The sequence below is a fragment of the Pseudomonas sp. LBUM1657 genome, assembly GCF_059716075.1.
On record NZ_CP166799.1, the window covers coordinates 1,300,196 to 1,312,584 of the forward strand.

8 protein-coding genes are annotated in these 12,389 nt (G+C 59.1%); all 8 read left to right on the forward strand.

Features of this window, described 5'->3' with window-relative positions; all coding sequences use genetic code 11:
* Positions 1 to 2: 2 nt before the first annotated feature.
* The 8 genes from lpxB (at position 3) to eno (ending at position 12,259) form a co-directional block, all read left to right on the forward strand.
* On the forward strand, positions 3 to 1,133 hold the full coding sequence (lpxB, locus tag ACA055_RS05820; protein ID WP_497682765.1) for a lipid-A-disaccharide synthase: 1,131 nt from the start codon (positions 3 to 5) through the stop codon (positions 1,131 to 1,133).
* Positions 1,134 to 1,144: 11 nt separating this feature from the next.
* Positions 1,145 to 1,771, forward strand: coding sequence for a ribonuclease HII (gene rnhB, locus ACA055_RS05825; protein ID WP_033056287.1), 627 nt, complete (start codon positions 1,145 to 1,147; stop codon positions 1,769 to 1,771).
* A gap of 216 nt (positions 1,772 to 1,987) precedes the next feature.
* Complete coding sequence (gene dnaE, locus ACA055_RS05830) at positions 1,988 to 5,509, forward strand: DNA polymerase III subunit alpha (protein ID WP_497682766.1); 3,522 nt, start codon at positions 1,988 to 1,990, stop codon at positions 5,507 to 5,509.
* 140 nt (positions 5,510 to 5,649) lie between these two features.
* A complete protein-coding gene (locus ACA055_RS05835; RefSeq protein WP_497682767.1) occupies positions 5,650 to 6,597 on the forward strand; it encodes an acetyl-CoA carboxylase carboxyltransferase subunit alpha in 948 nt (315 codons plus the stop codon).
* A 130-nt stretch (positions 6,598 to 6,727) separates the two neighbouring features.
* Positions 6,728 to 8,056 (forward strand): tRNA lysidine(34) synthetase TilS, encoded by a 1,329-nt coding sequence (gene tilS / locus ACA055_RS05840; protein ID WP_497682768.1) that lies wholly within the window; start codon positions 6,728 to 6,730, stop codon positions 8,054 to 8,056.
* 274 nt (positions 8,057 to 8,330) lie between these two features.
* On the forward strand, positions 8,331 to 9,962 hold the full coding sequence (gene pyrG, locus ACA055_RS05845) for a CTP synthase (protein WP_497682769.1): 1,632 nt from the start codon (positions 8,331 to 8,333) through the stop codon (positions 9,960 to 9,962).
* 5 nt (positions 9,963 to 9,967) lie between these two features.
* Positions 9,968 to 10,813, forward strand: coding sequence for a 3-deoxy-8-phosphooctulonate synthase (gene kdsA, locus ACA055_RS05850; RefSeq protein ID WP_046054578.1), 846 nt, complete (start codon positions 9,968 to 9,970; stop codon positions 10,811 to 10,813).
* 156 nt (positions 10,814 to 10,969) lie between these two features.
* A complete protein-coding gene (eno, locus tag ACA055_RS05855; protein WP_497682770.1) occupies positions 10,970 to 12,259 on the forward strand; it encodes a phosphopyruvate hydratase in 1,290 nt (429 codons plus the stop codon).
* Positions 12,260 to 12,389: the final 130 nt, after the last annotated feature.

Here is a 12,389-nt window from a genome sequence, read left to right on the forward strand (position 1 = left end):
TCATGGCTAATTTGCGTATTGCGCTGGTAGCGGGAGAAGCTTCCGGTGACATTCTGGGCGCGGGCCTCATGCGCGCGCTCAAGGCTCGGCATCCTGAAGTCGAGTTCATCGGTGTTGGCGGTCCGCTGATGCAGGCCCAGGGCCTGACCTCCTTGTTCCCCATGGAACGCCTTTCTGTCATGGGCCTGGTGGAAGTGCTGGGCCGGTTGCGCGAGTTACTGAAACGGCGCAAGAAGCTGATCGCGGACCTGATCGCCGCGAAGCCAGACGTGTTCATCGGTATCGATGCCCCGGACTTCAACCTCAATATCGAACTCAAGCTGCGTCAGGCCGGGATCAAGACCGTGCATTACGTCAGCCCGTCGGTCTGGGCCTGGCGGCAGAAGCGGGTGCTGAAGATTCGCGAAGGCTGCGACCTGATGCTGACGCTATTCCCGTTCGAAGCGAAATTCTATGAAGAGAAGGGCGTGCCGGTACGGTTTGTCGGTCACTCTCTGGCCGATGCGATCCCGCTCGAAGCTGATCGTGCCGCCGCCCGGACCGAGCTCGGCTTGTCGGACGGCCCACTGGTTGCGTTGATGCCTGGCAGCCGTGGCGGTGAAGTCGGCCGTCTTGGTGCGTTGTTCCTCGATACCGCCCAGCGCCTGCGAGCCCTGCGCCCTGGCGTGCGGTTCGTCATGCCTTGCGCCAGCCCCGAGCGCCGCAAGCAGCTTGAGGAGTTGCTGGCCGGTCGCGATCTGCCGCTGACCTTGCTCGATGGCAACTCTCATCTGGCCCTGGCGGCCTGCGACGCGGTGTTGATTGCCTCCGGCACGGCGACCCTTGAGGCGCTGTTGTACAAGCGGCCGATGGTGGTTGCCTACCGCCTGGCGCCGCTGACGTTCTGGATTCTCAAACGCATGGTGAAAAGCCCGTACGTCTCCTTGCCGAACCTGCTGGCCCAGCGCTTGCTGGTGCCCGAGTTGCTGCAGGACGACGCAACGGTCGAAGCCTTGGCCCGGACCTTGTCGCCACTGATCGGGGATGGCCAGGAACAGACCCGCGGCTTCGACGAAATTCACCGGACGTTGCGTCGGGATGCCTCCAACCAGGCTGCGGATGCAGTGCTGAATCTGATCGGCCAAGTACAATGAGTAAAACAAGCATGCAGATGGGGCTGGATTTCACCTTGGTCGCTGAAGTCGAAGATTTGGTTGCCGGTGTTGATGAAGTCGGTCGCGGCCCGCTCTGTGGCGCGGTGGTGACTGCGGCTGTGATCCTCGATCCGAGCCGCCCGATCCTCGGCCTGAACGACTCGAAGAAGCTCACCGAAGCCCGTCGCGAAAAGCTCTACGACGAAATCTGCGAAAAAGCCTTGAGCTGGTGCATCGCTCGGGCTGAAGTCGAAGAGATCGATGAGCTGAACATTCTCCACGCCACGATGCTGGCCATGCAGCGCGCCGTCGAAGGCCTGCACATCACGCCAAAACTGGCGATGATCGACGGCAACCGCTGCCCGAAACTGTCCATGCGCGCCGAAGCGGTGGTGCAGGGCGACGGTAAGGTTCCGGCCATCGCCGCGGCGTCGATTCTGGCCAAGGTCAGTCGCGACCGCGAGATGGCCGCGTTTGAATTGATTTACCCGGGTTACGGCATCGGCGGTCACAAAGGCTATCCGACGCCCGTTCATCTGGAAGCGCTAGCCCGCTTGGGGCCGACGCCGATTCATCGCCGCTCCTTCGCCCCGGTTCGCCTGGCGTACGAAGCACGGGAAAACCTGATCGAGAGTTAGTCGCAAGGCTGATGTTTTACTCAAGGCCCGGTACAATCCGGCGATTTAAAGCTTCACGAGCGCAGGTCAGACAAGGCGAACGGCAGCGAGAAAGCGGAGTTGACGTTAGTCAATGAGCATTTCGAACTGCCGTTCAACGCTGGCTTACCAAGCGCAGTAGCTTTAAACGCCGGATTTCCGGGCCTTGTTGTCTTCACGTTTACAGACAGGATCACTATGCCGGCTTCATTCGTTCATCTACGCCTGCACACTGAATATTCCCTGGTCGACGGTCTGGTGCGGATCAAACCGCTGGTCAAGACCCTGGTCGGCATGAACATGCCTGCCGTAGCGGTCACCGATCAGAACAACATGTGTTCCCTGGTCAAATTCTATAAAGCTGCCATGGGTGCCGGGATCAAGCCGATCTGCGGCGCCGACCTGTGGCTGTCTAACAAGGATCCGGACAACCCGTTGAGCCGGATCAGCCTGCTGGCGATGAACGCCGTGGGTTATCGCAACCTCACCGAACTGATCTCCCGCGGCTTTATCGACGGCCAACGCAATGGCTCGATCATCATCGAGCGCGAGTGGGTGGCCGAAGCCAGCGAAGGCTTGATCATGCTGTCGGCGGCGAAAGAGGGCGAGATCGGCCTGGCGATGCTCGGCGGCAACCCGGCCGAAGCCGAAACCCTGGCGCGTGAGTGGATGGCGGTGTTCCCGGATCGCTTCTATCTGGAAATTCAGCGTACCAACCGTCCCAACGATGAAGAACAACTGCACGGTGCCGTAGCCCTGGCCGAGAAGATCGGTGCGCCGCTGGTGGCGACCAACGACGTGCGCTTCATCAAGCAGGAAGACTTCGAAGCCCACGAAACCCGCGTTTGCATCGGTGAGGGCCGCGCCCTCGACGATCCGCGGCGTTCGAAGAATTACAGCGATCAGCAATACCTCAAAAGCGCCGAGGAAATGGCCGAGCTGTTCAGCGACTTGCCCGAGGCGCTGGAAAACACCGTCGAAATCGCCAAGCGCTGCAACATCGAAGTGAAACTGGGCAAGCACTTCCTGCCCAACTTCCCGATCCCCGATGGCATGACCATCGACGAGTATTTCCGCAAGGTGTCTTTCGATGGTCTGGAAGATCGCCTTACCGTCTTGCTGCCCAAAGACACCACCGAAGACTACGAGGCCAAGCGTCAGGTCTACGTCGATCGGCTGAATTTCGAGCTGGATATCATTATCCAGATGGGGTTCCCCGGTTACTTCCTGATCGTTATGGACTTTATCCAGTGGGCCAAGAGCAACGGCGTACCGGTCGGTCCTGGCCGTGGTTCGGGTGCCGGTTCGCTGGTGGCCTACGTGCAGAAGATCACCGACCTCGACCCGCTGGAATATGACCTGCTGTTCGAACGTTTCCTTAACCCGGAACGGGTATCGATGCCCGACTTCGACGTCGACTTCTGCATGGACGGTCGCGATCGAGTCATCGAATACGTGGCCGAGAAATACGGTCGCAACGCGGTAAGCCAGATCATTACGTTCGGTTCCATGGCAGCAAAGGCTGTGGTCCGTGACGTGGCGCGAGTGCAGGGCAAGTCCTACGGCCTGGCGGATCGTCTGTCGAAGATGATTCCGTTCGAAGTCGGCATGACGCTGGAAAAGGCCTACGAACAGGAAGAAATCCTGCGTGACTTCATCAAGGTCGATGAGGAAGCCGCGGAAATCTGGGAAATGGCGCGCAAGCTGGAAGGCGTGGTGCGTAACGTCGGCAAGCACGCCGGTGGTGTGGTAATTGCGCCGACCAAGCTGACCGACTTCTCGCCAATCTATTGCGATGAGGCCGGTGACGGTCTGGTGACCCAGTTCGACAAGGATGACGTCGAGGCCGCCGGTCTGGTGAAGTTCGACTTCCTCGGCCTGCGGACGCTGACGGTCATCGACTGGGCGTTGAAGACCATCAACCGCGACCGCGCGAAGGTGGATGAGCCACCGCTGGACATCGCGTTCATCCCGCTGGATGACAAGCCGACCTACACGCTGCTGCAAAAAGCTGAAACCACGGCGGTATTCCAGCTTGAATCCCGAGGCATGAAGGAGCTGATCAAAAAGCTCAAGCCTGACTGCCTGGAAGACTTGATCGCACTGGTGGCGCTGTTCCGTCCGGGCCCGCTGCAATCGGGCATGGTGGACGACTTCATCAACCGTAAGCACGGTCGCGCCGAACTCGCGTACCCGCACTCGGATTACCAGTACGAAGGCCTCAAGCCGGTGCTGGCACCGACTTACGGCATCATCCTGTATCAAGAACAGGTGATGCAGATTGCCCAGGTCATGGCCGGTTACACCCTCGGCGGTGCGGACATGCTGCGTCGGGCCATGGGTAAGAAAAAGCCCGAAGAAATGGCCAAGCAACGCGGCGGTTTCATTGAGGGCTGCGCGACTAACAACATCGACGCCGACCTGGCCGGTAACATTTTCGACCTGGTAGAAAAATTCGCCGGTTACGGTTTCAACAAATCCCACTCCGCCGCCTACGGTCTGGTGTCATACCAAACGGCGTGGTTGAAAACCCACTACCCGGCACCGTTCATGGCGGCAGTGCTGTCGGCGGACATGCACAACACCGACAAGGTCGTGACCTTGATCGAAGAAATTCGCACCATGAAGCTGCGTCTCGACGCGCCGGATGTGAATACCTCGGAGTTCAAGTTCACGGTAAACGACGAAGGCCGCATTATTTATGGCCTCGGCGCGATCAAGGGGGTTGGCGAGGGGCCGGTCGAAGCGATTACCGAGGCGCGTCAGGACGGTCCGTTCAAGGACCTGTTCGATTTCTGCGCCCGTGTCGATCTCAAGCGTATCAACAAGCGCACCCTGGACGGTTTGATCCGCAGCGGTGCGCTGGATCGTCTGGGTCCTTACTTCCATGACGAGCAGAAAGCGTATCAGGCCAATATCGACCGCAACCGGGCTGTCTTGCTGAACGCCATGGAAGGGGCGATCAAGGCCGCTGAACAAACGGCTCGAACCCACGACAGTGGCCATGCCGACCTGTTTGGCGGGCTGTTCGTCGAGGACGACGCCGACGTCTACGCCAATCACCGCAAGGCCAAGGAACTGACCCTCAAGGAACGCCTGAAAGGTGAGAAAGACACCCTGGGCCTGTACCTGACCGGTCACCCGATCGACGAATACGAAGGCGAGATCCGTCGCTTCGCCCGTCAGCGCATCATCGACCTGAAACCGGCGCGCGACACGCAGACGGTTGCGGGCATGATCATCGCCCTGCGGGTGATGAAGAACAAAAAGGGCGACAAGATGGGTTTCATCACCCTGGACGACCGCTCGGGCCGGATCGAAGCGTCGCTGTTCGCTGACGCCTTCCATTCCGCGCAGTCGCTGTTGCAGACCGACGCGATGGTCGTGGTCGAAGGCGAAGTCAGCAACGACGACTTCTCCGGCGGCTTGCGGTTGCGAGTCAAGCGCGTGATGAGCATGGAGGATGCGCGCACCAACCTGGCTGAGAGCCTGCGCCTGAAGTTGCACACCAAGGACCTGAAGGGTGATCAGCTACGCTGGCTGGGTGAGCTGTTCAAGCGTCACCGCGGTGCGTGCCCGATCACCATGGAGTACACCAGTCCCGATGCAAAGGCCTTGCTGCAGTTCGGCGAGACCTGGCGAATCGACCCGGCGGATGCCTTGATTCAAGCCCTGCGTGACCAGTTCGGAAGAGACAACGTCTTCCTCCAATACCGTTGACGGTCAGGTGTCATTAGTACGCCCTGATCTCGACCCGAATTTTTAATCTCGACCTGAACGCGCCTCTCCCTTAAGGTAGGGCGCGAATAGACAACCGGCCGGCCCAAGCTCTCTTGGACGTCGACCCAAGACGGACGCCTATGAACCCGAATTTTCTAGATTTCGAACAGCCGATCGCCGACCTGCAAGCCAAGATCGAAGAGTTGCGCTTGGTCGGTAATGACAATTCGCTGAATATCGGCGATGAGATCTCCCGCCTGCAGGACAAAAGCAGCACGCTGACCGAAGACATCTTCGGCAAGCTGACCAGCTGGCAGATCGCGCGTCTGGCGCGTCACCCGAAACGTCCATACACCCTGGACTACATCGAACACATCTTCACCGAGTTCGATGAATTGCATGGCGACCGTCACTTCTCCGACGACGCCGCAATCGTGGGCGGTGTTGCCCGCCTGGATGATCAGCCGGTGATGATCATCGGTCACCAGAAAGGCCGCGAAGTGCGCGAGAAAGTTCGCCGCAACTTCGGCATGCCGCGTCCGGAAGGCTACCGCAAGGCTTGCCGCCTGATGGAAATGGCCGAGCGTTTCAAAATGCCGATCCTGACCTTCATCGATACCCCGGGCGCTTACCCTGGCATCGACGCTGAAGAGCGCAACCAGAGCGAAGCGATTGCCTGGAACCTGCGTGTGATGGCCCGCCTGAAAACCCCAATCATCGCCACCGTGATCGGTGAAGGTGGTTCCGGTGGTGCGCTGGCAATCGGCGTCTGCGACCAGCTGAACATGCTGCAGTACTCGACCTACGCGGTGATTTCGCCGGAAGGTTGCGCTTCGATTCTGTGGAAAACCGCCGAGAAAGCACCGGATGCCGCTGAAGCGATGGGCATCACCGCCGAGCGCCTGAAAGGCCTGGGTATCGTGGACAAAGTGATCGGCGAGCCGTTGGGCGGCGCTCACCGTGATCCAGCTACGGCAGCTGCATCGATCCGTGCCGAGCTGAGCTCGCAACTGGCGATGCTGAAGAACTTCGACAACGAAGCGCTGTTGGCTCGTCGTTACGAGCGTCTGATGAGCTACGGTCTCTGATCTGATCTCACTTCAATGTGGGAGCGGGCTTGCTCGCGAAAGCGGTATAACAGTCAATCGATTTGTTGAATGTTGAGCCGCCTTCGCGAGCAAGCCCGCTCCCACATTTTATTTGTGCGAAGTGATCGATATGAATCAGCCTGCGATTGATCTGCCGACCAAAGTTCTCCTGAATCTGGACGCTTGGCGCAACGCTGCAACCTGGCGCATCGCCTTTTCCGGTGGTCTCGATTCCACCGTCCTGCTGCACCTTCTCGCGACCCTCGCAAAAACCGAATCCCTGCCGGCGCTGAGCGCCATCCACGTCCATCATGGCCTTCAGGCTGCGGCTGACGCGTGGCCGGCGCATTGCCGCTCGGTCTGTGAGGCGCTGGGTGTGCCGTTACAGGTGGTTCGCGTGCAGGTTCAACCCGGCGCCAGCCTTGAGCGTGCGGCCCGGGATGCTCGGTACGATGCGTTCATCGAGGCCACGCAGGCCAATGAAGTACTGCTGACTGGCCAGCACCGCGACGACCAGGCGGAGACGTTGCTGTTTCGACTAATGCGCGGGGCCGGGGTGAGGGGATTGTCGGGGATGCCGCGCCAACGCCCGCTGGGCAAAGGACGTCTGCTTCGGCCGTTGCTCGATATCACGCGCGCCGAGCTGGAGGCCTATGCGGCTGAGCATCAATTGAGCTGGATCGAAGATCCTTCGAACCAAGACCGACAGTTCTCGCGCAATTACCTGCGTCATCAGGTGTTCCCGGTATTGACCGAGCGCTGGCCGCAAGCGGTGGCGACGATGGCCCGCAGTGCTGCGCATCTGAGCGAAGCGCAGGGATTGCTCGATGAGCTGGCGCAAATCGACCTGGCGCAAGCCCGTACGGTCAGCGAGTTCGATTGGCTGGGGTTGCCGTCTCTGGAGCTGGCACCGCTGGACACACTCTCCGCCGCTCGCCAGCGCAATGCATTAAGCCATTGGCTTGAACCGCTGACACGGCTACCTGACAGTGACCATTGGTCGGGTTGGGAGGATTTGCGTGATGCCACGGGTGATGCCCGCCCGGTCTGGCGGCTGGCTGATGGCGAACTGCACCGGGCGGGTGGGTGTATCTGGTGGTTGTCCGGTAGCTGGTTACGCACTTCGCCCGGCATCGCAACGTGGACTGATCCCTCGATCTCGCTGGTGTTGCCGGACAACGGTGCAGTCATGCTCAGCGGCCGAATCCCCGATGGCCCGCTGCATATCCGCTATCGTGAGGGAGGTGAGGTCATGAATCTGCCCAATCGTGGCCATCGCGATCTGAAGCGATTGCTCAACGAAAGCGGGGTGCCGTTGTTTGTCCGTGGCAGATTGCCGCTGCTGTACCGAGGCGAGCAATTGCTGGCGGTGGCGAACCTGCGGGGCTTGAACGGCAGCGAGGAGGACGGTTGGAATTTGCATTGGCAGCCACCGACCGAAGATCAAGGTTTGAGCTGAAAGGGGCTTTCCGGTAGACTACGCTCCCTTCTTGATACAACTTCTGTGGATTCCCACGAATTGCAGGAGTTGCCGATTACCAAGCAGTCTTTGCTGGGCGATTCCAAAAAATGTGTAGCGAGCAACGTACCGGTGTTTCATCTCCCGGTCTGTCCCAACGCGGCGGTTTTTTTGAAAGGTGCACTGTGATTAATGCAGGTGATCGGGGGCTTCGGCCTTCCTTCGCTTTCCCCGGCGGCTCGGACCGCTTTAACGCAGACTTCTAGGGTTTTTCATGACGCGCTACATATTCGTCACGGGCGGTGTTGTTTCTTCATTGGGGAAAGGCATTGCATCGGCTTCATTGGCGGCCATCCTGGAGGCGCGGGGACTTAAGGTCACCATGCTGAAGCTGGACCCGTACATCAACGTCGACCCGGGCACCATGAGCCCGTTCCAGCACGGTGAAGTGTTCGTCACCCACGACGGCGCCGAGACCGACCTGGACCTGGGCCACTACGAGCGGTTCATCCGCACGACCATGACCCAGAACAACAACTTCACCACTGGCCGTGTGTACGAACACGTCCTGCGCAAAGAGCGCCGTGGTGATTACTTGGGCGCAACCATCCAGGTGATCCCGCACATCACCGACGAAATCAAGCGCCGTATCATCAAGGGCGCCGGCGATGCCGACGTGGCCATGGTCGAGATCGGTGGCACTGTCGGTGACATCGAATCGCAACCGTTCCTCGAAGCGATCCGTCAATTGCGTTTCGAAGTCGGCGCCAAGCGCGCGATGCTGATGCACCTGACACTGGTGCCGTACATCGCCACTGCTGGCGAAACCAAAACCAAGCCAACCCAGCACTCGGTCAAGGAACTGCGTTCCATCGGCCTGCAGCCAGACGTGCTGGTCTGCCGTTCCGATCACCCGATCGACATCTCTTCGCGTCGCAAGATCGCTCAGTTCACCAACGTTGAAGAACGTGCGGTCATCGCGCTGGAAGACGCCGACACCATCTACAAGATCCCGGGCATCCTGCACTCCCAGGGCCTGGATGATTTCGTTGTCGAACGTTTCGGCCTGCAATGTGGCGGCGCCGATCTGTCCGAGTGGGAAGCTGTGGTTGATGCCAAGCTGAACCCGGAGCACGAAGTCACCATCGCCATGGTCGGCAAGTACATGGAACTGCTGGATGCCTACAAGTCGCTGATCGAAGCGATGAGTCACGCCGGCATCAGCAATCGCACCAAGGTCAACCTGCGCTACATCGATTCCGAAGACATCGAAAACCAGGGCACCGCGCTGCTGGAAGGTGTGGACGCAATCCTGGTACCTGGCGGCTTCGGTCTGCGTGGCGTGGAAGGCAAGATCACCGCCGTTCAATACGCTCGCGAAAACAAGGTTCCTTACCTCGGCATCTGCCTGGGCATGCAAGTGGCCGTGATCGAGTTCGCTCGCAACGTGCTGGGCTGGAAAGACGCCAACTCCACCGAGTTCGATCGTGCAAGCGGTCATCCGGTCGTGGGTCTGATCACCGAGTGGGAAGATGCCACCGGCGCTGTTGAAATCCGTACCGAAGCGTCCGATCTGGGCGGCACCATGCGTCTCGGCGCTCAGGATTGCCTGCTTGAGCCAGGTTCCCTGGTGCATGATTGCTACGCCAAGGACGTGATCGTCGAGCGTCACCGTCATCGCTACGAAGTGAACAACAACCTGCTGCCGCAAATCATCGAGGCCGGTCTGAAAATCTCCGGTCGTTCCGGTGATGGCGCACTGGTAGAAGTGGTTGAAGCGCCGGATCATCCATGGTTCGTCGCTTGCCAGTTCCACCCTGAGTTCACTTCGACACCACGCGACGGTCACCCGTTGTTCAGCGGTTTCGTTAAAGCTGCTTTGGTCCAACACCAGAAGAAGGCGTAAATCCAATGGCGCAGAAGATCATCCGTGTAGGCGATATCGAGATTGCCAACGACAAGCCAATGGTGCTTTTCGGTGGCATGAACGTGCTGGAAAGCCGCGACATGGCGATGCAGGTCTGCGAAGAATACGTAAAGGTCACTGAGAAACTCGGTATCCCTTACGTGTTCAAGGCCAGCTTCGACAAGGCCAACCGTTCCTCCGTGACCTCTTACCGTGGCCCCGGCCTGGAAGAGGGCATGCGGATTTTCCAGGACATCAAGCAAGCCTTCGGCGTGCCGATCATCACCGACGTCCACGAGCCTGACCAGGCCGCGGTCGTCGCTGAAGTCTGCGACATCATCCAGTTGCCAGCCTTCCTGTCGCGCCAGACCGACCTTGTGGTCGCGATGGCCAAGACCGGCGCGGTGATCAATATCAAGAAGGCCCAGTTCCTCGCGCCTCAGGAAATGAAACACATCCTGAGCAAGTGCGTGGAAGCGGGTAACGATCAGTTGATCCTCTGCGAACGCGGTTCGAGTTTCGGCTACAACAACCTGGTCGTCGACATGCTCGGCTTCGGCATCATGAAGCAGTTCGAATACCCGGTGTTCTTCGACGTGACCCACGCGCTGCAAATGCCCGGCGGTCGCTCCGATTCCGCCGGCGGTCGTCGCGCCCAGGTCACTGACCTTGCGAAAGCTGGTATGAGTCAGTCCCTGGCCGGTCTGTTCCTCGAAGCGCACCCGGATCCGGATAACGCCAAATGCGACGGCCCTTGCGCCTTGCGCCTGGACAAACTGGAGCCATTCCTGGCCCAGCTCAAGGCTTTGGACGAACTGGTGAAGAGTTTTCCGACGGTAGAAACCGCGTAACCCTCGTTTCTCCGGTAAAGTACCGCACGAATTAACGCTCAGGCCCTCGGGCCTGAGCCTTATCGTCCGCAAGTCTGCCCGCTGCACATCACTTGCCGGCGATACAAGATTTCCTTCAGCTGCGTCGTTTTCGTCAACTTTGGAGTGTTTACAACAATGGCAAAAATCGTCGACATCAAAGGTCGTGAAGTTCTCGACTCCCGTGGCAACCCCACCGTGGAAGCGGACGTGCTTCTCGATAACGGCATCATCGGCAGTGCTTGCGCGCCGTCCGGTGCTTCCACTGGCTCGCGTGAAGCGCTCGAGCTGCGTGATGGCGACAAGAGCCGTTACCTGGGCAAGGGCGTACTCAAAGCCGTAGGCAACATCAACGGTCCGATCCGCGACCTGTTGAAAGGTGCAGACCCAAGCGACCAGAAAGCGCTGGATCACGCGATGATCAAGCTCGACGGTACTGAAAACAAAGGTTCCCTGGGCGCCAACGCGATCCTCGCCGTTTCCCTGGCCGCGGCCAAGGCAGCAGCACAGGACCAGGACCTGCCGCTTTACGCTCACATCGCCAACCTGAACGGCACCCCGGGTGTTTACTCGATGCCGGTTCCGATGATGAACATCATCAACGGTGGCGAGCACGCCGATAACAACGTCGACATCCAGGAGTTCATGGTTCAGCCGGTTGGCGCCAAGTCTTTCTCGGAAGGTCTGCGCATGGGCACCGAGATTTTTCATCACCTCAAAGCTGTTCTGAAGGCCCGTGGCCTGAGCACTGCCGTGGGTGACGAAGGTGGTTTCGCACCGAACCTGGCCTCCAACGAAGACGCTTTGAAAGTGATCTCCGAAGCCGTGGCCAACGCTGGTTACAAGCTGGGCACCGACGTGACCCTGGCACTGGACTGCGCTGCCAGCGAATTCTACGAAGACGGTAAATACAACCTGTCCGGCGAAGGCCAGGTGTTCACCGCTGAAGGTTTCGCTGATTATCTGAAAGGTCTGACCGAGCGTTACCCGATCATCTCCATCGAAGATGGCCTTGACGAGTCCGACTGGGCAGGCTGGAAAATCCTCACCGACAAAATCGGCGAGAAGACTCAACTGGTAGGCGACGACCTGTTCGTGACCAACACCAAGATCCTGAAAGAGGGCATCGATAAAAAGATCGCCAACTCGATCCTGATCAAGTTCAACCAGATCGGTACCCTGACCGAAACCCTGGAAGCCATCCAGATGGCCAAGGCCGCTGGGTACACCGCCGTGATCTCGCACCGCTCCGGCGAAACCGAAGATTCGACCATTGCCGACCTGGCTGTGGGTACTGCGGCTGGCCAGATCAAGACCGGCTCCCTGTGCCGTTCCGATCGCGTTTCCAAGTACAACCAACTGCTGCGTATCGAAGAGCAGTTGAACGGCAAAGCCAAGTACAACGGTCGCAGCGAATTCCGCGGCTGATTGCTGATTGGTAAAAAGACACCGGATTGTGTCGGAAAAATCGCGACAGCGACGTTTTTGCCACTAATCTGATGCCTTTAGAGTACAAGCCTGGTTCTTCCAGGCTTCGTGCTATCAGAAGCTTCAAAGT